The organism is Phyllobacterium sp. 22229, assembly GCF_052056495.1.
GTDB lineage: Bacteria > Pseudomonadota > Alphaproteobacteria > Rhizobiales > Rhizobiaceae > Phyllobacterium > Phyllobacterium myrsinacearum.
Map to the genome: position 1 here is coordinate 89793 of NZ_JBQEPA010000015.1, position 23266 is coordinate 113058.

Sequence of the window (23266 nt, forward strand, 5' to 3'; positions counted from 1 at the left end):
TTCAGGCCTCCGTCTTCTTGATGCGCGTGGTGCGGGGCAGCGCGGCAAGCGCCCCCTTGCCGGCGAAGATCAGGTCGACACCGCGCGGGAAGGCCGCGCGGTTGGCGATCCATTGATCGATGAACATTTTCGGCAGCTGGCTGGGAGAGAAGGCCATGGAACCCTTGATCCCCGGCCCTTCCAGAACAAGCGTGTCCGCGCCGTCGAAACCATCGATCTGCAGGATCAGCGTGGTCGAACGGTCGGGATATTCCGACGTGCCGCGGCAGAAGGATTCAAGCGACGGCATGGTTGCCACATCGCTGATCAGGGCAAAATCCGCATCCGCCGGCTCACCGGTCAGTTCGAGACCCGTATGGAATTTCAGCCATCCGGTGCACGCCGCCGAACCGCTGATCGCCCGATCACACCACACGGTTGCGTCGTGATCGAACAGAGTTGCGGCAATCGACGCAGCCAGGGGAGTGAGCGGCGCAGGCGGCACGGCGAGATCATCAACCGCGACAATCCTGCCGGGATTGGCCATCGCATCCATCAGTGCGCGAAAAACGCTCTGCGCATTGAGCACGCTGTCGCTGAAACCGCCCTCGAAGATTTGTGTGTCCGAATGCATCAGTCGTCACCCCGTACCATTGTGAAAAAATCGACCTTGGTCGCAGCGGTCTCGGCGCGCTTCGACGTGCGGTCGCGTTCAAGACGATCGGCAATCGGCGCAAGCACCGCACGCTCCACCGCATCGCGGCACTCCGGCTGCTGCCACAGCGCATCGAAAACCGCGGCAAGCCGCACCTTCTCGCGGTGGCGGCCAAGCGCATAGGCGTGGCCGACGGCACCATTGCCGAGCCGCACCGTTGCGCGCGTCACGGTCGCCTCGCCCAGGTTGAACGGCGCGCCGCCGCCGCCGATACGGCCGCGCAGCATGACGAGGCCGGTCTCCGGGCCGCGCAGGGTTTCGACATCGGGCTTGTCGCCCCATCCGGCCCACAGGGCCGTAATTTCAGGCGCCGTCGCCTGCGCCAGAAGAGCCATGGCGGCCTTGCGCTGCAGATCCGGCGCGCTGCCGGTTTGCGTGGACTGTATATTTTCTTTGATCATTGACATCTCGCTCAGATTTGTCTATTTATCTATACAACTAGACAATAAACATACCTATAAATGCCGTCAATGACAGGAGCATGACAAAACGTGAAATCCGCGCGATTCATCACCCGCAACAGCGGCGTTGCCATCTGGCGGCAGATTGCCGACCAGATCCGCGGCGACATCACCGCGGGAAAAATGCCAAGCGGCGCCAAGCTGCCGCCGGAGGTCACCCTGGCCGAGCGCTTCGCGGTCAACCGCCACACCATCCGCAGCGCCATCGCCGCCCTGACCAAGGAAGGCGTGCTGCGCGCCGAACAGGGCCGCGGCACATTCGTGGCCAACAGCAGGAAACTGACCTACCGCATCGGCGAGCGGACGCGGTTTTCCGAAATCCTGTCGACGCAGGTGCGCGAGACCAGAGGCATATTGCTGGGGCACCGCATCGAGGACGCTGAGGGAGAAGTTGCCGCAGCCCTTGGCATGACCGGCGGCCAGGTGATCAGGATCGATTCCATGCACACGGCGGACGGCAATCCCGTTTCCTGCGCCACCGCATGGTTCGACGCGGCGCGGGTGCCCAATGTGGTCGAGGATTACCGGGTGTCAGGTTCCATCACCGCCGCCCTCAAGGCGGCCGGGATTGACGATTATCTGCGCAAATCGACCATCATCGCCGCGCGCCACGCGGATGCGGAGGATTTGCGGCACCTGCGCCTGTCGCCGGGCGCCATCGTTCTCGTCTCGACGGCGATCAATGTCGATATGGACGGCCATCCCATTGAATACGCCAGAAGCCGCTTTGCCGCCGACCGGATGGAGATCGCAATCGACGGCAAGTCGATGGTCTGACTAATCCGTCACCGACCCGCACCAGCCCGGCAGATAACCGGCGGCATCGCCCTTGGCTTCCTTGAGGGCACGGTTGAGAGCGGCGTCAAAATCCGATTCCACCGTCTTGCGGCCTATCCTGCGCCGCAGAAAATCCGCCCAGAGGAACTCGCTGAACGGCGTGGTGTCCTTGGCATAGCCGCCGGCACGGCGCAGCTCACCCGCAAGGCTGCGGAACGGATCGTCGTCGAGATCCTTGATCGCCTTGGGAATGGCCGCATAGTCACGGCGCTTGCCCTCCGCATCAAAGGGATGCATCCAGCCGCGATTGTCGAGAACCACCATGAACGCGTCCTTCTCGAGGGAAGACAGGTCGCTGACGACAGTCACGAGAATGTCCTTGACCCCCTCCTCATGCAGCGCGCGCGCCAGATGGTGATGGTCAATGACGTAATTGCGCCTGTTCGGTCCAAGCACCACCGGGATCATGTGCTCGCCGAGAAACTTGCCGCCCTTCTCGCCCTTCTGCTGGCGCCATTTCTTGCGTTTTTCATCCACTTCGCGCATCCCGACGGTGATCTGGGTCGGCCGCAGATCCTTGATCGCAACCGGCGTTACAATGGGTTCTCTTGCTCCGGATATCTGCATCATCGTTCCCCTTGGTTCGGTGCCAGTTTTCGGATGGCATCATCGACACTGTGAAAGATGTTGTCCTGTCCGAGCAAAGCGATAAGCCCGAACCGGGACAGGGCCTTCTGCGCCCGGACGGATTCCAGCCGGGCTATGGCAAATTTCACGTCGGCGTTCCGGCAGTAGTTTATCACGTCGGTCAGGGCTTGCGATGCCGTATAATCGATCTCGATGATGCTGCTGGCTTCAAGGACGACAAGGTTGAGCGCCGGTCCGCTCGCATCGATGGTGCTGCACAGACCGCGCTTGAAATCATCGGCATTGACAAAGGAAAGCGGCGCCTGGAACGCCACGACCAGCACACCGGGTATCTTCTCGCCGTCCTTGGCTGCGCCCGGCGGCCACCAGATCGAACTGCCGGGCACCTTTTCGAACTCGATGGGGCGGGCGCGCATCACAGCCCACAGGCCATGCAGCAGCGACAGCCCGATGCCGATGGTCACCCCCGATTCAATGGGCAAGGCGACGATCGCTGCCATGGTGATGAGGATCAGGCCGAATTCGCCTCGCGCTTCCCGGTAGACGGCGATGATCGTCGGCCAGCGGATGATCCTCTGGGCGACAAAGAGCAGGATGCCCGCCAGGGCAGCGTGCGGCACGCTCGCCAGCAGCTGGCCGCCAAACGCCACGAGCGCCAGGACAATCGCCGCCGCAATCAGGCCGCTGACCTGCGATGTCCCGCCGGTTTCCGTGACAATTGCCGTGCGCGGCGGACTGGCATTGACCGGAAAGGCGCCAAAAAGCCCCGACAGAATGCTGCCCGCCCCCACGCCGACGAAATCGCGGTTGACGTCAGGCGCCTCGCCGTTTTTTGCAACGAAGGAGCGCGTGGTGGCTGCCGTCTGCACCATCACCACCACCGCGACCAGCAATGCGAGGGGCAGCAGGCTGCGCAATTGCTCAAAACCGATTGTGGGCAGGGAAACATGCGGCAGGCTGTTGGGAAGCGGGCCGAGAACCGTCACGCCGCGGCTTTGCAGGCCGAGCAGCACCACCGCAAGGGTGGAGATGACAAGTCCCAGCAGCGCGCCGGGTATCCGCGCATTGATCCGCTCCGACAGGAACACGATCAGGAACACGCCTGCCCCGATGGCAACGCTGTACGGGTTGATCTGTCCGGCGCTGACAATGGTTGCCGAGACGCGCTGAAACACATCGCCCGACTGCGCGGCGATGCCCAGGAGGCCGGGCAATTGCGAGATGATGATGTGGATGGAAATACCGGCAAGAAACCCCGTCGTGACCGGCACCGACAGAAGATCGGCAATCCAGCCGAGCCGGAAAATGCCGCTTGCCACGACGATCAGCCCGACGAGCAAACCGAGTGCCGCCGCCAAAAGGCCGAATTCGGGCGAGCCGCTGGTGGCCAGCAATGCAAGGCTGCCGGCAAAGATCGGCGTGATGGTTGAATCGGCCCCGGCGGAGAGATGTCGGCTGGCTCCGAAGATGGCAAAGGCCAGCGAACCGGCAATGAAGGCGAAAAACCCGATCTCGGGGGCAAAACCGCCGAGACGCGCCGTTGCCATCTGCTCGGGGATGGCGATGGCCGCCAGCGTCAGGCCTGCAATGACATCGCCGTTGAGGTCAGACGGCCTCCATCCCGCAAGCGAGCGGAACGGCAGCCAGTTCCTGCCGCTTGTCACCGTGTTGGAGGCACCCGCCTGTTTCATTGAACGCCTCCATTGGATTGATGTGGTCTACCACATGGTTTTGGCTGCGCGTGCGGCCCATTCGCTGTCATAGGTGTCACCGCCCACGCGGTTTTCGCTCAGCGCCGCCAGCATCTGGCCCGGCGTCGGGAATTCCTTCGGCGAGCGGAATTTCTCCGGATTCCACAGTTCCGAGCGTATGAGGGCCCGCGCGCACTGAAAATAGGCTTCCTCGACTTCCATGACGAGCACGGAGCGCGGCGCCTTGCCATCCATGATGAAACTGTCCAGCAGCGCCTGATCCGTATCGATGAATGCGCGGCCGTTGACGCGGAACGTCGTGTTGAGGCCCGGTATGAGGAACAGCAGGGCAATGCGCGGATCGCGCACGATGTTGCGCAGCGAATCGATGCGGTTGTTGCCGCGCCGGTCGGGCATCATCAGCGTCCACTCGTCATGGATGCGGATGAATCCGGCCAGATCGCCGCGCGGCGAGCAGTCGAGCCCTTCCGGCCCGCTCGATGCGAGCGCCACGAAGGGCGAGCCCTCGATCAACGGGCGGTATTCCGGAATGATGCGGTCCGTCACCTTGGCGGTCGATGCCACCGCCACCGCCCCATTGCCGTAAATGGCTTCAAGTTCGTCAATTGTCGTAACGCGAGACAACGAAACCTCCTTCTGGATCGTTCAAATGCGTTTGCCGCCTAACATTGCACGATTAAGCTACGATGACATCAGGCATTTTTTACAAATGACACAGCTGCCGCACTCGTATATCAGTCGCACCGAATGCATGTAGAGGAGGTTTTCATGGGCGGGTTTGCAGCCATCGGCGAGTGTATGATCGAGCTGTCGGGAGCCAATGGCGATCAATGGCGCATGGGATTTGCCGGGGATACGCTCAACACCAGCTGGTATGTGCGCGCCCTCACCGACGCCGACTTTGCCGTCGATTACGTCACCGCCTTCGGCGACGATCCCTTCTCGCTCAAGCAGCGGACCTTTCTAGCGGAAAACGGCATCAACACCGCCCATAGCCCGGTTATAACAGGCGCACGCCCGGGCCTTTATGCGATCACGCTGACAGACGCCGAACGCTCCTTCACCTATTGGCGCAACGATTCCGCCGCCCGCCATCTCGGCGACGATCCGCATGCCCTGGCGCTCAGCCTCGATGGGCGCAAGATCATCTATTTCTCCGGCATCACCATGGGCATCTTGAGCCCGAAGAGCCGCCAGAACGTGCTGAACGCCGTCAGCAATGCGCGCCGGCAGGGCACGCTCGTCGCCTTCGACGCCAATTACCGCCCGCGCCTGTGGGAAAACGCCGAGACGGCCAAACAGGCGCTGATCGATGCCTATCACGTCGCCGATATTGCCCTGCCAACCTTCCCCGACGAAAATGCCCTTTTCGGCGACGCGACGCCGGAAGAAACCGCCGCGCGCATCGCCAGCTATGGCGTGCGGGAAATCGTGGTGAAGGATGGCACGGAACCGGCGCTCGTCGTCGCCGGCGACCAGCAAAGCCGCGTCCCCGCCGTCCGCGCCAATGCCGTGGACACGACCGGGGCCGGCGACAGTTTCAACGGCGGTTACATCGCCTCGCGTCTGGCCGGTCTTGAGCCGGTTGACGCCGCCGCCCGCGCCCACCGGGTCGCGGCGCGAGTCGTTGAGTTCCACGGCGCGCTGGCGCCGATGGGTGAAGCACGCAAGGCATTCAGCAGCTAGAGCGGTTTGCGACCACGCACCACGACCTAAACCTTGTTTTTCCTGAAGGTGTAGCGGGTCATCTGGCTGTATGTGTCGTCCGGCCGCAGGATCGACTGCGGAAAATACGGAAAATGCGTCGAATCCGGCCAGTTCTGCGCTTCAAAGCAGAAACCGGCATAATTGGCATAGGTCTGCCCCGTCAGGCCGAGCGGCGGCCGTCCGCCCAGCGTATTGGCCGCGTAGAACTGCACACCCGGCTCCGTGGTCAGCACCTGCATCTCGATATTGCTGCGCGCACCCTTGGCCGATGCCACCCATTGCAGCGGCCGGCGCTGGCTGGATACGCAGAAATTGTTGTCATAGACAACCTGCCTGCCGTCCTCTTCGCGCCGGATCGTCCGGTATGCGCGGAAATCATGCGCCGTTCCCGCCACGGGCAGGACGCGCCCGTCCGGAAGCAGGTCGCCATTGACGGCGAGGTAAGCCTCGGCGCCGATCTTGACCTGATGATCCAGCACGTCGGTCAGGCCGCCATCGTCGAGATTGAAATAGCTGTGATGCGCCAGATTGCAGATCGTCGGCTTGTCGGTCACCGCATCGAGGCGGATGGCCAGCGTCCCCTTGGATTCCAGCATATAGGTGCAGGTGATGGTCAGGTTGCCGGGAAAGCCCATCTCGCCATCGCCAAGCATGATCGTCAGCGTGACGTAGTCAGGACCGACGGTCACGACATTCCAGGTACGCCGCCCCGCCCCTGCATCGCCGCCATGGATGTTGTGGATGCCATGGAAATTGCGCTGCAGGGCAAAGGTCTGGCCGTCAATGACGAGTTCGCCATCGCGTATCCGATTGACCGTCCGCCCGATGGTCGCCCCGAGATAGGGCGAATGGGCGGGATAATCGGCGAAATCCCGATAGCCGAGAACCAGCGGATGATCGTGATCCCTGAGGCGCAGATCCTGGATGACTGCGCCCCAGGTCAGGATTTTGGCGGTCAGCCCGCCGCCGGAGATGGTGATGCGGTGAACTGCCTCGCCATCGGGCGTGTGGCCGAAAATTTCGGTATGCATCGGACTTACAGCCCCAGTCCGCCGACGCAGACATATTTGGTGTCGAGATAGTCTTCGATGCCCTGATGTCCGCCTTCCTTGCCGAGACCGGATTCCTTCAGGCCGCCAAACGGTGCTTCCACCGTGGTGATAATGCCTTCATTGACGCCAACCATGCCGTATTTCAGGCCCTCGGAAACCCGGAACACCCGTCCAAGGTCCTGCGTGTAGAAGTAGGAGGCAAGGCCGAACTGGGTGTTGTTGGCCAGATCGATCGCTTCCTGTTCCGTCTCGAATTTGTAGATGGGCGCTACAGGGCCGAAAATCTCTTCCGTGGTGAAGAGCATGTCCGGCGTGGCGTCGCCGATCACCGTCGGTTCGAAGAAGCTGCCGCCCAGCGCATGGCGCTTGCCGCCGGTCACGATCCGGCCGCCCTTCTCCTTGGCGTCGGCAATGAATTCCTCGACTTTGGCGACGGCCTTGTCATCGATCAGCGGGCCCTGCTGCGTCCCCGCATCGAGACCGTTGCCGACCTTCAGCTTGTCCGTTGCCTCAGCAAATTTCTCGACAAAGGCATCATAGATGCCGGACTGCACGAGGAAACGGTTGGTGCATACGCAGGTCTGGCCGGAATTGCGGAATTTCGCCGCGATGGCACCCTCCACGGCGCGGTTCAGATCCGCATCGTTGAACACGATGAACGGCGCATTGCCGCCCAATTCCATCGACACCTTCTTTACGGTGTCGGCCGCCTGCTTGATCAGGATCTTGCCGATCTCCGTCGATCCGGTGAAGGTGATCTTGCGCACCAGCGGATTGCTGGTGATCTCGCCCCCGATTTCCGAGGCCGAACCGGTGAGAATATTCACGACACCCTTGGGAATGCCGACTTCTTCGCACAGTGCGCCCCACACCAGGCCGGAATAGGGTGTCTGGGTTGCCGGCTTGACCACGGCCGTGCAGCCGGACGCCAGCGCCGGGCCGATCTTGCGGGCAAGCATGGAGGACGGGAAATTCCATGGCGTGATCGCGCCGATGACGCCAAGCGGCTCTTTCGTCACGAGAATGCGCCGGTCGGCCCACGGAGACGGCACCACGTCGCCATAGGTGCGGCGCGCCTCTTCCGCATACCAGAGGATATAGGCCGCCGACATGCCGATCTCGCCCTTGGCTTCGGTCAGCGACTTGCCCTGCTCCAGCGTCAGAAGCTCAGCCAGCGCGTCCTGATTGTCGAGGAGGGCATCGTGCAGCTTGCGCATCAGCTTGGAGCGTTCGAGCACGGATGTCTTGCGCCATGTCTTGAAGGCTTCGGCGGCGGCGTCGATGGCGCGCCGCGTTTCCGCCTTGCCGGAATTGGGGACGGTGCCGATCTTCAGGCCGGTTGCAGGGTTGATGACGTCAATCGTCTTGCCGGAATCTGCGGCCACCCATTCGCCATTGATCAGATTGGCCTGTTTCATGAACTGGCTGGATTTCTGCAACATCATGTTTCTCCCTGAAATGTAAGGCGGAGCGTTTGGTCCACTGATTTTGTGAGTTCCGTGAGCGGCGGCCCGGAATGGCGCCCGTGGCCGTCACCCTGCTCCTTTTTGGCAAAAGCTGCAACAGGCTTTGACTAACCGAAAACGTGCGTTGCGACGGTCACCCAGAACACCATTGTCACCGCCGACAGCGCCGTGGCAATGACCATGGAGTTGGAAGCCAGGGCCTCGGCTGTCCTGAACTTGGTCGCAATGAGGTACGAATTCACGCCTGCCGGCAATGCTGCCGACACCACGGCGATCTTGGCGGTAAACGGCGGCAGGCCGATGACCAGCGCCAGTGCCAGAACAATGGCGGGCATGATGAAAAGCTTGATCATCGCAATGACCAGCGACGCGGCGAGATGTCCGGATATGCCGAATTTCTTCAGGCCCATGCCCATGGCGAACAGCGCCACCGGCCCGGCAACGCTGCCCAGAAGCTGTACCAGCGCATCGACGACGGACGGCAGATGCAGGCCGGTCGAGCGCCACAACCACCCCGCGAGAATGCCGAGAACGAAGGGATTGCGCAGGAGGCTGCGGAAAAACGAAATGACGACCGTGCGCAGGCTCCCCTCTCCCTGGAACACGCCGTCCCGCCGCAGGGCGATCTCGTGCAGCGTGATCGAGGCGGCCATGACACTTGGCATGTGGATGGCGACGATCAGCGACAGGATGGCAAAACCCTCCTGGCCGTAGGCCCCGAGCATGAGCGGCATGCCAAGAAACACCAGGTTGGAAAAGGCGCCGGAAACCCCGGCGACGACCCCTGCCCGGTTATCCCGGCCAAAAACCACCTTGATCGCCAGATCGGACAGCGCCCAGGCGGCGGCAAGCCCGCTGAAATAGGCGGTCCACAGGCCCCACGGCGCCACGCCGTGAAAATCTGCCGTCGCCATGGTGCGGAACAGCAGCATGGGGGCGGCGATCATGAAAACGAACTCGGAAAGCCCGTCTCCCACCCGTTCATCGAGCAGCTTGAAGTGCGCCGCGGCATAGGCGACGGCAATCACTCCAAAAACCACGATGATCGTTTGAACGAGACCCATTGTCTCCGCAATAAGCCCGCCGCACCGGCCGTGCAAGGCAATCAAACTCCTTCACTTTATTTTTTTTGGCCAAAGCCCCATCTCCACTGCTAAGGAGAACGAATGTTGAAGCAATTGCGATTTTACGTCCTTACGTCACTCTCGCTCGTTCTGGGCGTATTCCTGTCCATTCCAACGGCATCGGCAACCGATGCAGCCTGGGCGAGGCTGGCTCGCGGCGGCTATACCGTTCTGCTGCAGGGTGCCGATGCGTCGGGCGCTTTGAGCCCCTCGACGGACACCTCCACCGGCTGCGCGCAGGTCCGCACGCTGTCCGACCGCGGCCATCAGCTGGCGCAGAAGCTCGGCGCCCGTTTTGCCGCAAAGGCGGTGCGAATCGACAAGGTCCTGACCAGCCCCGTCTGCAATGCGCAGGAAACCGCCCGGCTGGCGTTCGGTGCAGCACCCGTTGAAATTGTCAGCGCGCTTGGACCTTTGGCGGATGACGACGCGGCGAAACAATCGCAGATTGATCAAATTCGCGCCATGATTGCGGAATTCAAAAGTTCCGGCAATCTGGTAATGATGACCGACCGTGCCAATATAACGGCACTGACCGGCATTGTTCCGCGCCCGACGGAAGCGGTGGTGGTCTCGCCACCCGAAGCGGGTGAAACGGTTCATATTGCGGGCAGGATCATTTTCGACTGACGGCGGAATATGCTGGAGTAACAAGGGACAGGGCAATTCGGTCTTTCCCTTGGCCATGAAAAACGCTAGATACCGCGTCATCAGACATCAGTGCCCTTCCGGGGGCACCGGAAGCAAAAGGAAACTGAATTGACCTCAACATTTGACAAGGTCGCCGATATCATCGCTGAAACCAGTGAAATCGACCGCGATTCCATCACGCCGGAAAGCCACACGATTGACGATCTCGGCATCGATAGCCTTGACTTCCTCGACATCGTTTTTGCCATCGACAAGGCCTTCGGTATCAAGATCCCGCTCGAGCAGTGGACGCAGGAAGTCAATGACGGCAAGGTTCCGACCGAGGAATATTTCGTGTTGAAGAATCTGTGCGCCAAGATCGACGAACTCGTCGCCGCCAAGAAGGCCTGATTTCCGGATATCCATTCCAGTGGTCCGATTCTGACATTTTCGTTCCACTAGACTGATCCCATCCACCTAACCGGGTGCACCGTATAAGCGGTGTTGCGAGACAATGCAGAACAACACCGTCGTTATCACTGGCATCGGACTGATTTCATCCCTGGGTGAAGGCGCCGATGCCCATTGGCAGGCACTGAACGGTTCCGCCGGTCCGCGTATCGATAGCGAGACGTTCAAGCCCTATACGGTTCACCCGCTCGGTGAGGTCGACTGGAACAACCAGATCCCGAAGCGCGGCGATCAGCGTCAGATGGAGACCTGGCAGCGCCTGGGAACCTATGCTGCCGGCCTCGCCCTGCAGGACGCGGGCATCAAGGACGACGATGCCCTTTGCTCGACCATGGATATGGTTGTTGCCGCCGGCGGCGGCGAACGCGATGTCACCGTCGACACCCAGATTCTTGCCGAAGCGCGCGTGCGCAACGATCTCGGCACCATGCTCAACGAGAAGCTGACGACGGAACTGCGTCCGACGCTGTTCCTGGCGCAATTGTCCAACCTGCTCGCCGGCAATATTTCAATCGTTCACAAAGTGACCGGCTCCTCGCGCACATTCATGGGCGAAGAAGGTGCGGGCATTTCCGCGCTCGATACGGCTGCCGCGCGCATCCGCTCCGGCCAGAGCACGCATGCGCTTGTCGGCGGCTCCTACAATTCCGAACATCCCGACATGCTGCTCGGCTACGAACTCAACGGCATGCTGAAGGCCGACGGCTGGGCACCGCTCTGGCAGCGTGAAGGCACGTCTGGCGGCGGCATCGTCACCGGTTCCGGCGGCGCATTCCTCGTTCTGGAAAGCGCCGAGCATGCGGCCAAGCGCGGCGCCCGCGTCTATGCGGCCATCGACGGCATCTACAGCGCGCAGATCCGCCGCAAGCGCGAAGACCTGAAGGAAACCATTGCCAAGCTGGTCGGTGCTGCCAGCGCCGACAAGCCCGCCGGACTGATCGTATCCGGCGCAACCGGTGCGCACGGCATCACCGCAACGGAAAAGGCAGCGCTCGATGTGTTCGCCTCGGCCGCTGTGCGCGGCGTTGCCGGCAGGATCGGCCATCTGCGCGAAGCACAGTTCCCGCTCGCCGTCGGCCTCGCTGCCCTCAGCCTGTTTCATGGCGCGGTGTTCCCGCCCATCGATGCGGCGAATGAAAAGGCCGCCTCAGGCGGTCTCGACACGGCACTGGCGACTTCGATCGGCGCAACCCGGGGCGAAGGCGTCGCTCGCCTCGTCAAAGTTTGAGAGACTGGCACATGTCCAAATATACTGACCATCTAGGCCGCCCCCTCGTTGCCGTCACCGGTCTTGGCGTCGTCTCCTCGCTCGGACAGGGCAAGGAAGATAACTGGGCCGCGCTGACATCGGGCACATCAGGCATTCACACGATCACCCGTTTTGCCCTCGACAATCTGCGCACGCAGATCGCCGGTACCGTGGACTTCCTCAAGGAAAGCGACGAAGGCGCGTCGGCGCTGTCGGAAAAACTGGCCTCGCTTGCCGCCGAGGAAGCCATCGCGCAGGCCGGTTTCGACACGGAGAATTTCGGCGGACCGCTCTTCCTCGCCGCTCCGCCGGTGGAACTCGAATGGCGCAACCGCTTCGCGCTCGACGCATTGGTGAAGAGCGAGGGCGAGCCGGGCTATGACCTGCTTCTCGCCGCCTGCCGCCGCGGAACGCAGGAAGCCATGTTCCATACCACCGAATTCGGCTATATCGCCGAGCGCCTTGCCGACACGTTCGGCACGCGCGGCCTGCCGATCACGCTGTCGACCGCCTGTGCATCGGGTGCCACCGCCATTCAGCTCGGCGTCGAGGCCATCCGGCGCGGTGAAAGCGACCGCGTCCTGTCCATCGGCACGGACGGTTCGGTCTCCGCCGAAGCGCTGGTGCGCTTCTCCCTGCTGTCGGCGCTGTCCACCCAGAACAATCCGGCCCACAAGGCGGCAAAGCCCTTCTCGAAGGATCGCGACGGTTTTGTCATGGCCGAAGGCTCCGGCGCGCTGGTCATGGAATCGCTGGAATCAGCCATTGCGCGCGGCGCCAACATTCTCGGCATCATGCGCGGCTGCGGCGAAAAGGCCGATGATTTCCACCGCACCCGGTCGAAGCCCGATGGCTCGCCCGCCATCGGTGCGGTGCGCGCCGCGCTTGACGATGCGGGCATCAAGGAAGATGCGATCGACTACATCAATGCGCATGGCACCTCGACGCCCGAGAACGACAAGATGGAATATCTCGCGCTCTCGACCGTCTTCGGCGAGCGCATTTCCACGCTGCCGCTCTCGTCCAACAAATCGATGATCGGCCATACGCTGACGGCTGCCGGTGCGATTGAAGCCGTGTTCTCGATGCTGACCATCGGGACGGGTACCATCCCGCCGACGATCAACTACGACAATCCGGATCCCGCCATCGTTCTCGATGTGGTGCCCAATGTGAAGCGCGAAGCCAGCGTCTCCGCCGTGCTTTCCAGCTCTTTTGGCTTCGGCGGGCAAAATACGTGTCTTGTCATGACGGCAGAACCGCACTAATCCGGGGCCTGAATTAGGAAAACGGATATGCGCGCATTACAGCTGATTGAAGACCGCAAGCTCGAGATTGTCGACATTGCCCCCCCGCCCCCGCCCGGTCCCGGTGAAGTAACGGTCAATATCAGGGCTGTCGCGCTCAACCATATCGACGTCTGGGGCTGGCGCGGCATGGCTTTCGCCAAGCGCAAGATGCCGCTCACCATCGGCGCCGAAGCATCCGGCGTGGTCGATGCCATCGGTCCCGGCGTTGCCAATCTTTTGCCCGGCCAGCTCGTGTCGATCTATGGCGCGCAGACCTGCGGACTGTGCCGTCCCTGCCGCGAAGGCCGTGACAATCTCTGCGAGCATGTCTCCGGCGTGCACGGCTTCCATCTCGATGGTTTTGCCCAGGAAAAGGTGAACCTCAAGGCCCGCCTGCTGGTTCCCGCCCCTCCCGGTGTCGACGAGATCGGTGCAGCCGTTGCGCCCGTCACCTTCGGTACGGTCGAACATATGCTGTTCGACAATGCCAAGTTGGAGCCCGGCGAGACCATTCTCGTGCATGCGGGCGGTTCCGGCATCGGTTCGGCGGCGATCCAGCTCGCCAAGAAGATCGGCTGCACGGTCATCACCACCGTCGGCTCCGACGAAAAGATCGAAAGGGCCAAGGCACTTGGCGCCGATCATGTCATCAACTACCGCGAAGACCGCTTTGAAGGCGTCGTGCGCAAGCTGACCAAAAAGAAGGGCGTTGACGTCGTCTTCGAGCATGTCGGTGCCGATACCTGGGCCGGGTCCATGCTGTCGCTGCGGCGCGGCGGGCGCCTTGTCACCTGTGGTTCGACCTCGGGCGTTTCCACCAGCATGAACCTGATGATGCTGTTCCAGCAGCAGCTGAAGCTGCTCGGCTCCTTCGGCTGCCGCATGGAAAACATGGCCGATGCCATGCAGAAGATGGCGCGCGGTCTGGTCCATCCGGTCATCGACACGCAAGTCGGTTTCGATGATATCGATACGGCATTGAAGCGGATGGAAGGCCGGGACGTCTTCGGCAAGATCATCCTGCGCGTCAACTGAGCCGCGCATGAATCTGAAATTCAAACTTGCCCTGTTCCGCTGGGGCCAGAAGCTGAAGACATTCAACTACTGGCTGTCGGCGCATGCGATTTTCGGCGTGCTGTTCCTCCTGCGGCTGCTGCCGGCGAAGGCGGCAACCAATTTCATCGATGCTTCGGCACGCCGCATAGGCCCGCTGATGGGGCGTCATCGCGTCGCCATGACCAATCTGCGCCTGGCCTATCCGGAAAAACCGGAAGAAGAGCTGCAGCTCATCGCCCGCGACATGTGGAGCAGCATGGCCCGCCTCACCGCGGAGTATGTCTTTCTCGATGCAATCTTCGATTATGATCCGCACAGCGACACGCCGGGTCTGATCGAGGTGCAGGGCCGCGAAATCTTTGAACGCATTCGCGATGAGAGCGACCGCCCGCATATCTTCTTCACCGCTCACACCGGCAATTTCGAGCTGTTGCCGATCTGCGCCGCGACGTTCGATCTCAATGTCACCGCGCTGTTCCGCCCGCCGAACAATCCCTATGTCGCGAAGAAAATCCTCAGCGCGCGCCGCACCAATATGGGCCATCTCGTGCCGTCCAAGGCCGGTGCCGCATGGTCGCTGGCGAGCGTCCTCAACACCAATGGCAATGTCGGCATGCTGGTCGACCAGAAATTCCACCGCGGCATAGCCTCGACCTTCTTCAACCGCCCCTGCAAGACCAATCCGCTTCTGGCCAAGCTGGCACGGCAGTATGATTGCGATGTCTACCCGGCGCGCTGCGTCCGCCTGCCCGGCGGCCGTTTCCGGCTGGAACTGGAAGAAAAGATGGAGCTGCCGCGCGATGAAACCGGCGCGGTCGATATCGCCCGCACGGTTCAGCTGGTCAATGACAAGGTCGAGACCTGGGTACGGGAATATCCCGGCCAATGGATGTGGTTCCACAAGCGCTGGAACGCCTAAGCCGGCGGCACCCGCCGCTCGCACCATCAGTAATAATTCATCACCGCGTGTTTCGCCTCGGCGAAAAACAGCCAGCGCTCGATGAACAGCCCGAGGAGATGGGTGAGAACGGCAAGGGCCGTCAGGCACAGGCCGGGCACACCGCCAACGGCCATTGCCATCAGCAGCGCCAGAAGCGGCAACACAATGCCGCTGGCAAAGGCGATGACCCAGAGTTTTTCAGCGTGTTTGCGCGCAACGCGAAATCCCATTTCCCGGGTGAGATAATTGTCCAGCGCATGCGGGCGTTCGAGCAGCCGCACTTTACCGATACTGCCCAGTCCGGTGGCGCTTTCCGGTGTTGACAGCGGAACCAGCGTCCTTGCCCGCTTGCGCCAGACCATTTTTGCGGCAAGCGCCAGAAGCAGAAGCAGCAGCGCCAGAAGCTGCAGCGGCAGTCCGTTCGCTCCCAAAAAAAGGGCAGCCAGCAGTGCCCCGCCAGCAAGGGAAAACAGCAAGAAGCAGAGCGGTGTAAGCCGCGTATGCCAGGAATCCACGGTTTTCAGCGAGGCATAGATCATCGAGGTGCAATAGACGGTCACCAGCGCGCCGAGCACGGTGATCAGGCCGAGAATGCCATCCTGCCGGTTCATGAACAGGCAGAGAGCGGCGTTTGATGTCAGCGGCACGAACGTGGCAATCGCCATCACGCCTTCGCGCGACAGCCAGCTTGACCGCCATTGGCTCAGCGCCCGCCATGCGCGCTGCGGGTTGCCGAGATGCAGGAGCGATGACAGGAGCCCGGTGCTGATCAGCGCGAGGGCCGCGAGATAGGCGATTTTGGTGGTTGGAGCTGATGGGTCGAGAAACCCCAGCCCCAGCATGACGGCAAGGCCATAGCCAAGCCCCGACAGCGTGGTGAAGATAATGATCGAATAGGCCGGATGCATTCAGCGCATCCTCGGGGATGAATATTCACCCCCCTCTGTCCTGCCGATGTGATCTCCCCCCTTGTGGGGGAGATGGGCGGCAGGACAGAGGGGGGTGTCAAAAAACAAATGCATGTTCAAATCCGGTCCAGCGTTTTGTCGAGCCAGGCAAAAAAGCCGCGTGCGCCTTCGGTGTTTTCAGCGAGCGGGATCATCGGCGCGGCGCTGGCCAGCGATGTGCGGGCGCGCGGCGGCAGATATTTGTTGGTCGGCCGCGTCTCCTGCTCCGGCATCAGGTCAAAACCGCCCCGTTCCGCCACCATAACAGACACATGGGACGTGGGATCACCGAGATCGCCGTAGTGGCGGGCATTGGCCGGGCATGTGCGCACGCAGGACGGCACCCGGTCCTCCTGCTGCAGGGTTTCATTGTAGATGCGGTCGACGCACAGCGTGCATTTCTTCATCACGCCCGCCGCCAGGTCCATTTCGCGTGCCCCGTAGGCACAGGACCACGCGCACAGGCCGCAGCCGATGCACTTGTCCTCGTCGACTAGCACGATGCCATCCCCGGCGCGCTTGTAGGACGCGCCGGTCGGACAGACGGTGACACAGGGTGCATCCTCGCAATGCAGGCAGGATTTCGGAAAATGCACCACCCGCGCCTCGCCCGCCTCGCCGATCACCTGTCCGCCTTCAGGCACCACCTCAAAACTATGAATGCGGTTGAGAAAAGTGCCGGAAACATCGTCGCCATAGGGGTGCTGATCCGACAGCGCATTGCCATAGGCGCCGGTGTTCCACTCCTTGCAACTGATGACGCAGGCATGGCAGCCGACACAGACATCGAGATCGATGACAAGGCCAAGTTTTTTGGCACTGCGGGTTTGCGGCAGACTGGTCATGCCGTCCACTCCTGTCCGTAGCGTAGCTGGTCCACCGGTTCCGGCTGGCTGCCGGGCCGATGCAAGGTGCTGAAATGCGGCTCGCTCACCGCGTCCCCCGCCTCCGCCTTCTCGATGCGCACGCGCAAATCGTACCAGGCTGCCTGCCCGGTGATCGGATCGGAATTCGACCAGCGCATGCCGTCGGCTTTCGGCGGCAGCAGTTCATGGATGAGATGGTTGAGCAGAAAGCCCTTGGTCGCCTCCGGTGCATTTTTATCAAGCGCCCAGGCACCGCTGCGCTTGCCGATGGCGTTCCAGGTCCACATGGTCTGGCCGTTCACCGCGTCGGTACGCGCGATCTCGCACTTGATGCGTCCGTGATGCGACGTCAGCCAGACCCAGTCACCATCCTTGAGCCCCAGCTCATCGCAAATGCCGCCGGGCACATAAAGCGGGTTCTTGGTGTGAATCTGCCGCAGCCAGGCATTCTGCGAACCCCAGGAGTGATACATCGCCATGGGGCGCTGCGTGATCGCATGGTACGGAAAAGCCCCGGTATCGACACCCTGTTCCTCGAACGGCCGGTACCACAGGGGCAGCGGATCAAAACATTCGAGCAGCCGCTGCCGGTATTGTTCCGGTGCGACCGGCTGGCGGACGCCCAGCGCCGACAGCCGGAATTTTTGCAGCGTCTCCACATAGAGCTGGATCGTCACCGGCTGCGGCGTATCGAAGAAGCCCGTATCGATGGCGAATTGCTGGTAGGCGGCATTGTGATGCTTGAAATACAGCGCCTCCTCCGGGATATGCTTCATCCAGAAGGCGCCGTTATCGATATAGTTTTTCAGCTGGTCCGGGTTCGGCGCACCGCGCCCCTCACCGGCTCCATCCGTATCGCGCCAACCCGACAGCGGCCCGATGCCCGGCTTGCGCTGGTGATTGACGATGTAGTCGGCATAATCCTTGTACAGCGCCCCGCCCTGTGCATCGACGAAACCCGGCAATTTCAGTCGCGCACCCAGATCGATCAGCACCGACTGGAAACCGCGCACATTGCGGTCCGGCTCCAGCACCGGCCAGCGGATGGCATCGCAGGCAGCTTCCGGTTCGGAAATCGGCCGGTCGAGCAGCGAGATGCAATCGTGGCGTTCCAGATAGGTGGTGTCGGGCAGCACCAGATCGGCATAGGCGACCATTTCCGAGGAATAGGCATCGGAATAAATGATTTTTGGAATCTTGTATTCGCCGGTCGCCTCGTCGCGCGCTTCCAGCATCTTGATGGTGCCGCGCGTGTTCATCGACGAGTTCCACGCCATGTTCGCCATGTAGAGGAACAGCACGTCCACCGGATAGGGATCGCCCGCATGGGCATTGGCGATCACCATATGCATCATGCCGTGGGCGGACAGCGGCGCTTCCCACGAAAAAGCCTTGTCGATGCGCTGCGGCTTGCCATCCGCGTCGACCAGCAGGTCTTCCGGCCCGAGTGGATAGCCGAGATGCGGCCCGGCGAGCGGCTTGCCTGGTGTCACATGCTCCGCCCGTCCGTGCGGGCGCGGATGCGCCGTGGCCGGTTTCGGATAAGGCGGCTTGTAGCGATAACCGCCGGGGCAATCGATGGAACCGATGATGGTCTGCAGCACATGCAGCGCCCGCGCCGACTGAAAACCATTGGAATGGGCCGAGATGCCGCGCATGGCATGGAAAGTGACGGGGCGGCCGATCATCACATCGTGCTGCTCACCCTTCATGTCGATCCATGGCTGGTTGAGAATAATCTCCTCTTCGAACGCCACCCGTGCGATTTCCGCCGCCAGCCCTTTGATGGTTGCCGCCGGTACGCCGGTTTCAGCCGCGACGGCATCGGGCGCGTATTGCGGATCGAGATATTTTTCCGCCATCAGCCGCAGGACGCTGCGCACCCTGCGGCCTGCATCCGTGGTGAAATCGGCGTTGAGATCGGCGATATGTCCCGGCTCGTCAAAACGCACCAGCGCACCCGTCTTGCGGTCACGCACCAGCGCCTTGCCGAGATCGTCACGCAGGAACAGGCCGTGATCCTCCTTGCCCTCATCGTCGATCACCAGCCACGGCGCATTGGTGTAGCGCTGGAGATAATCGAGATCGATCTGGCCGTTGCGGAACAGTTCGTGAATGATGGCGAGGATCAGCAGCCCGTCCGTACCGGGCCTGATGCCGATCCAGTTGTCGGCCACCGCGGAATAGCCCGTGCGCACAGGATTGACCGAAACGAACCGCGCGCCGTTCTGCTTCAGCTTGGAAATACCCATCTTGATCGGGTTGGAATCATGATCCTCGGCGACCCCGAACAGCACGAACAGTTTTGTCTTGTCCCAGTCGGGCGCTCCGAACTCCCAGAATGCGCCGCCGATCGTGTAGATGCCCGCCGCCGCCATGTTGACCGAACAGAATCCGCCATGGGCGGCGTAGTTGGGCGTGCCGAAATTCTGCGCCCAGAAGCTGGTCAGGGCCTGCGACTGGTCGCGGCCGGTAAAGAACGCCAGCTTCTGCGGCGCGGTCTCGCGCACCGGCTGCAGCCAGTCGACGGCAAGCGACAGCGCCTCTTCCCAGCTGATTTCCTTGAACTCGCCCGAGCCGCGCGGGCCGGTGCGCAACAGCGGCGCGCGCAACCGTGCGGGCGAATGATGCTGCATGATTCCGGCTGAACCCTTGGCGCACAGCACCCCCTTGTTGATCGGGTGATCGCGGTTGCCTTCGATATAACGGACCTTGCCGTCCTTCAGATGCACATTGATGCCGCAGCGGCAGGCGCACATGTAGCAGGTTGTCTTGGCGATTGTGTCACCCACCGGCGCCGACAGGGCAATGTACGGTTCGGTATGCATGGGGTGATTGCCTCGCTTGTCACAGAATCCCTGTTTTATAAGAACAATTCCAATCTACCAAACACACTGATGGTCCGATTCTGACATTTGCACGACTTTGATACCAGCTACTCAGGCAAATGTCAGAATCAAAGGACCATCAGCAAGCATGTGTTTCTAGAGGAACTTTGAATTTGACATTCGCCTGATGCGCTTGATGTCCAATGAAGTGCGAATGTCAAATTTGTTCCTCTAGCGACATTGCACAGAGAAATCGCCACGATGCTACTGCCAAGAAGTTGCCTCTTGCCAAATCGTCGCCAAGGCTGATTTGATATACCAATGGATGAAAAACTCTCCCGTGCCATTGAAAAACGCCGTGACGATCTTGTCGCGCTGACCCGTGATCTCATACGCTTTCCCACGGTCAATCCGCCCGGCGAAGCCTACACGCCCTGCGCCGAATTTATCGCGCAACGGTTGAAGAAGAGCGGTTTCGAGACCCAGCTGATTCGCGGCGAAGGCACGCCCGGCGACACTGACCGCTACCCGCGCACCAATATCGTCGCACGCTTTGACGGCCGCACGCATGGCCAGACCGTGCATTTCAATTCGCATATCGACGTGGTCGATGCGGGCGAAGGCTGGACGGTCGACCCGTTCGAGGGCGTCGTCAGGGACGGCAAGGTCTATGGGCGCGGCGCCTGCGACATGAAGGGCGGGCTCGCCGCGTCGATCATCGCCGCCGAAGCCTTTCTTGAAGTCTATCCCGACTTTGCCGGCTCGATCGAGATTTCCGGCACGGTGGACGAGGAATCCGGCGGTTTCGGCGGTGTCGCCTATCTCGCCAGCAAGGGCTTTTTCTCAAAACCGCGCGTCGACCACGTCATCATTCCCGAACCGCTGAACAAGGACCGCATCTGCCTTGGCCATCGCGGCGTCTGGTGGGCCGAGATCGAGACCAAGGGCGAGATTGCCCATGGCTCCATGCCGTTTCTCGGCGATTGCGCCGTGCGCCACATGGGCGCGGTGCTCGACGCCTTCGAAAAGGAGCTGTTTCCGGCGCTCGACCGCAAGCAGACCCGCATGCCCGTGGTGCCGGACGGCGCCAAACGCTCGACCATGAACATCAATTCGATCCATGGCGGCCAGACCGATGATTATTCCGGCCTGCCCTCGCCCAATGTGCCGGATTCCTGCCGCCTGACCATCGACCGGCGCTTCCTGCTCGAAGAGGACATCGCCGAGGTCAAGCGCGAGGTGACGTCGATCCTCGACCGACTGCAATGGGAACGGCCGAAATTCCACTACAACATCCGCGACATCATGGAGGTGCAGCCGCTGATGACCGAGCGCGATGCGCCCGTGGTCACCGCCGTTGCACAGGGCATCCGCGACGTCTTCGGCAAGGAGCCGGAATATGTCATTTCGCCCGGCACCTATGACCAGAAGCACATTGCCCGCATCGGCCTGCTGCATGACTGCATCGCCTATGGGCCGGGGATTCTCGACCTCGCCCACCGGCCTGACGAATATGTGGGCATCGAAGACATGGTCGAATCGGCAAAGGTCATGGCGCTCGGTCTGAAAGTTCTGCTATCCGGTTCTATCTAGACCAATAAAAATATGCTGATCTGCATGGGGTTTACCGCAAAGATTTGGGGAGAGTTGAGTGAACACATTCTGGAAGTCGGCCCTTGCGGCCAGCGCGCTTGTCCTGCTTTCCGCCACCGCATCCCTTGCCGCCAAAACCGATCTCGTGCTGGGCGTCGTCTTGGAGCCGCCGCATCTCGATCCGACGGCCGGTGCGGCCACGGCGATTGGCGAAGTGGTCTACGCCAATGTGTTCGAGGGGCTGACGCGCATCAATGCCAAGGGCGAGGTTCTGCCCGCCCTTGCCGAAAGCTGGACCGTGTCGGAAGACGGCAAGGTCTACACCTTCAAGCTGCATAAGGACGTGAAATTCCACGATGGCACGGCCTTTGACGCGCAGGATGTCAAATTCTCGCTCGACCGGGCGCGGGACGACAAATCCGTCAATCCGCAAAAGCCGCTGTTCGCCGCCATCGATACGGTGGAGGTTGTCGATCCGCTGACCGTCAAGGTCACGCTCAAGCAGCCCAATGGCGATTTCCTCTACAATATGGGCTGGGCCGCCGCAGTCATCGTCGCGCCGGAAAGCGCCGATACCAACAAGGAAAAGCCCATCGGTACCGGGCCTTTCAAGTTTGACACCTGGGCCAAGGGCTCACAGATCGTCATCTCCAGAAATCCGGCCTATTGGGGCACGCCGGTTGCCCTTGATAAGGCGACGTTCCGCATCATCCCCGATCCGGCCGCGGCAACGGCCGCGCTGCTTGCCGGTGACGTACAGGCGTTTCCCGTCTTTCCGAGCTATGAGGCCGTGCCGCAGTTTCAGGCCGACCCGCGCTTCAAGGTGGTCATCGGCACGACGGAGGGCGAGACCGTCCTTGGCATGAACAACCAGAAGCCGCCCTTCGACAATCTCAAGGTCAGGCAGGCCATCGGCCACGCCATCGACCGCAAGACCCTGATCGACGGCGCCATGTTCGGCCTGGGAACACCCATCGGCTCGTTTTTTCCACCGCATCACCCCGCCTATATCGACCTGACGGCCGAGTCTGCCTATGACCCCGCACTGTCGAAGAAACTGCTGGCGGAGGCCGGTCATCCCAACGGTTTCAAAACCACGCTGAAACTGCCGCCTCCTGTCTATGCCCGGCGCGGCGGCGAGATCATTGCTGCGGAATTGCGTGAAATCGGCGTTGAAGCCGAGATCATTCCGGTGGAATGGGCGCAGTGGCTGGAGCAGGTGTTCAAGGGCCGGGATTACGACATGACCATCGTGTCGCACACCGAGCCGAACGATCTCAACATTTTTGCCCGCGACAATTATTATTTCAACTACACCAGCCCGGCCTTCCGCGAGGTGATCAAGCAGATCGAGGCGACCTCCGATACGGCCAAACGCACGCAACTCTACCAGCAGGCGCAGAAAATTCTCGCCGCCGATGCGCCGGTCGCCTTTCTCTTCCAGCTGCCGAAAACCGGCATTTGGGATGCCAAGGTCGAAGGACTGTGGGAAAACGGCCCCATTCCGGCCAATGACCTGACGGCCGTGAAATGGGTGGAGTGACGGGGTGATGGACCTGGGTTCTTTCACCCCCCTCTGGGCTGCCGCCCATCTCCCCCACAAGGGGGGAGATCAGTTTTCACAGCTGTTTCAATTGGTTCTGAAACGTCGAAAAGTAAGCAGATATGCCGATGCCGATGTGATCTCCCCCCTTGTGGGGGGTCCGAAGGACGGGCGAGACCCGTGGCTCGCCCCGGAGGCCGGCAGGACAGAGGG

At 61.5% G+C, this 23266-nt stretch carries 21 protein-coding genes; 10 read left to right on the forward strand and 11 right to left on the reverse strand.

All coding sequences use genetic code 11. From position 1 onward, the window contains the following. Position 1: 1 nt before the first annotated feature. Positions 2–613 carry a phosphonate C-P lyase system protein PhnH gene (phnH, locus tag ACTJJ7_RS18605; protein ID WP_440968435.1) on the reverse strand — a complete coding sequence of 204 codons (612 nt, stop codon included), beginning with the start codon at positions 611–613 and terminating at the stop codon, positions 2–4. Continuing rightward, positions 613–1101, reverse strand: a complete 489-nt coding sequence (gene phnG, locus ACTJJ7_RS18610) for a phosphonate C-P lyase system protein PhnG (protein ID WP_130270187.1) — start codon at positions 1099–1101, stop codon at positions 613–615. The genes phnH and phnG overlap by 1 nt, the downstream gene beginning before the upstream one ends. Before the next feature lie 84 nt (positions 1102–1185). Here phnG and phnF point away from each other — a divergent pair, with 84 nt between their 5' ends. Further along, the gene (gene phnF, locus ACTJJ7_RS18615) at positions 1186–1932 is read left to right on the forward strand and encodes a phosphonate metabolism transcriptional regulator PhnF (RefSeq protein WP_105732341.1); all 747 of its coding nucleotides are present in this window, start codon (positions 1186–1188) and stop codon (positions 1930–1932) included. On the opposite strand, the gene ACTJJ7_RS18620 is transcribed toward phnF, so the two are convergent. The 3 genes from ACTJJ7_RS18620 to ACTJJ7_RS18630 are packed head-to-tail and all read right to left on the reverse strand — an operon-like array spanning position 1933 to position 4916. Beyond that, complete coding sequence (locus tag ACTJJ7_RS18620; protein WP_130270725.1) at positions 1933–2553, reverse strand: ParB-like protein; 621 nt, start codon at positions 2551–2553, stop codon at positions 1933–1935. A 5-nt stretch (positions 2554–2558) separates the two neighbouring features. After that, complete coding sequence (locus ACTJJ7_RS18625) at positions 2559–4271, reverse strand: SulP family inorganic anion transporter (protein ID WP_440968436.1); 1713 nt, start codon at positions 4269–4271, stop codon at positions 2559–2561. A 27-nt stretch (positions 4272–4298) separates the two neighbouring features. Continuing rightward, positions 4299–4916 carry a pyridoxamine 5'-phosphate oxidase family protein gene (locus ACTJJ7_RS18630; RefSeq protein ID WP_440968437.1) on the reverse strand — a complete coding sequence of 206 codons (618 nt, stop codon included), beginning with the start codon at positions 4914–4916 and terminating at the stop codon, positions 4299–4301. A 144-nt stretch (positions 4917–5060) separates the two neighbouring features. Here ACTJJ7_RS18630 and ACTJJ7_RS18635 point away from each other — a divergent pair, with 144 nt between their 5' ends. After that, positions 5061–5978, forward strand: coding sequence for a sugar kinase (locus ACTJJ7_RS18635; protein WP_440968438.1), 918 nt, complete (start codon positions 5061–5063; stop codon positions 5976–5978). A 26-nt stretch (positions 5979–6004) separates the two neighbouring features. Here ACTJJ7_RS18635 and ACTJJ7_RS18640 read toward each other — a convergent pair whose 3' ends face one another. The 3 genes from ACTJJ7_RS18640 to ACTJJ7_RS18650 form a co-directional block, all read right to left on the reverse strand. After that, a complete protein-coding gene (locus ACTJJ7_RS18640) occupies positions 6005–7030 on the reverse strand; it encodes an aldose epimerase family protein (protein WP_440968439.1) in 1026 nt (341 codons plus the stop codon). A gap of 5 nt (positions 7031–7035) precedes the next feature. Next, positions 7036–8493, reverse strand: a complete 1458-nt coding sequence (locus tag ACTJJ7_RS18645; protein ID WP_440968440.1) for an NAD-dependent succinate-semialdehyde dehydrogenase — start codon at positions 8491–8493, stop codon at positions 7036–7038. A 131-nt stretch (positions 8494–8624) separates the two neighbouring features. Next, entirely contained in the window at positions 8625–9581 is a 957-nt protein-coding gene (locus ACTJJ7_RS18650; RefSeq protein WP_440968441.1) for an AEC family transporter, read from the reverse strand. A 102-nt stretch (positions 9582–9683) separates the two neighbouring features. Here ACTJJ7_RS18650 and ACTJJ7_RS18655 point away from each other — a divergent pair, with 102 nt between their 5' ends. The 6 genes from ACTJJ7_RS18655 to ACTJJ7_RS18680 all read left to right on the forward strand — a co-directional run bounded on the left by ACTJJ7_RS18655 (position 9684) and on the right by ACTJJ7_RS18680 (position 15255). Then, positions 9684–10271, forward strand: a complete 588-nt coding sequence (locus ACTJJ7_RS18655; protein ID WP_130270177.1) for a histidine phosphatase family protein — start codon at positions 9684–9686, stop codon at positions 10269–10271. Positions 10272–10400: 129 nt separating this feature from the next. After that, positions 10401–10682 carry an acyl carrier protein gene (locus ACTJJ7_RS18660; protein WP_105732333.1) on the forward strand — a complete coding sequence of 94 codons (282 nt, stop codon included), beginning with the start codon at positions 10401–10403 and terminating at the stop codon, positions 10680–10682. 103 nt (positions 10683–10785) lie between these two features. Further along, complete coding sequence (locus tag ACTJJ7_RS18665) at positions 10786–11970, forward strand: beta-ketoacyl-ACP synthase (protein ID WP_440968442.1); 1185 nt, start codon at positions 10786–10788, stop codon at positions 11968–11970. A gap of 11 nt (positions 11971–11981) precedes the next feature. Beyond that, a complete protein-coding gene (locus ACTJJ7_RS18670; RefSeq protein WP_105732331.1) occupies positions 11982–13259 on the forward strand; it encodes a beta-ketoacyl-ACP synthase in 1278 nt (425 codons plus the stop codon). Positions 13260–13286: 27 nt separating this feature from the next. Continuing rightward, entirely contained in the window at positions 13287–14315 is a 1029-nt protein-coding gene (locus tag ACTJJ7_RS18675) for a zinc-binding dehydrogenase (RefSeq protein ID WP_440968443.1), read from the forward strand. Between the two features lie 7 nt (positions 14316–14322). Beyond that, positions 14323–15255, forward strand: coding sequence for a lipid A biosynthesis lauroyl acyltransferase (locus ACTJJ7_RS18680; RefSeq protein ID WP_105732329.1), 933 nt, complete (start codon positions 14323–14325; stop codon positions 15253–15255). Between the two features lie 26 nt (positions 15256–15281). Here ACTJJ7_RS18680 and ACTJJ7_RS18685 read toward each other — a convergent pair whose 3' ends face one another. From ACTJJ7_RS18685 to ACTJJ7_RS18695, 3 genes are all read right to left on the reverse strand, one after another. Then, positions 15282–16184, reverse strand: a complete 903-nt coding sequence (locus ACTJJ7_RS18685; protein WP_440968444.1) for a dimethyl sulfoxide reductase anchor subunit family protein — start codon at positions 16182–16184, stop codon at positions 15282–15284. Between the two features lie 116 nt (positions 16185–16300). Continuing rightward, positions 16301–17068, reverse strand: a complete 768-nt coding sequence (locus ACTJJ7_RS18690; RefSeq protein ID WP_440968445.1) for a 4Fe-4S dicluster domain-containing protein — start codon at positions 17066–17068, stop codon at positions 16301–16303. After that, entirely contained in the window at positions 17065–19917 is a 2853-nt protein-coding gene (locus ACTJJ7_RS18695; RefSeq protein ID WP_440968446.1) for a molybdopterin oxidoreductase family protein, read from the reverse strand. Before ACTJJ7_RS18695 ends, ACTJJ7_RS18690 begins: the two co-directional genes overlap by 4 nt. 321 nt (positions 19918–20238) lie before the next feature. Between ACTJJ7_RS18695 and ACTJJ7_RS18700 the strand changes: the two genes are divergently transcribed. Both ACTJJ7_RS18700 and ACTJJ7_RS18705 read left to right on the forward strand, forming a co-directional pair. Continuing rightward, positions 20239–21510, forward strand: coding sequence for an acetylornithine deacetylase/succinyl-diaminopimelate desuccinylase family protein (locus ACTJJ7_RS18700; RefSeq protein ID WP_105732325.1), 1272 nt, complete (start codon positions 20239–20241; stop codon positions 21508–21510). Between the two features lie 58 nt (positions 21511–21568). After that, complete coding sequence (locus ACTJJ7_RS18705; protein ID WP_130270165.1) at positions 21569–23053, forward strand: ABC transporter substrate-binding protein; 1485 nt, start codon at positions 21569–21571, stop codon at positions 23051–23053. The last annotated feature ends 213 nt before the right edge of the window (positions 23054–23266 follow it).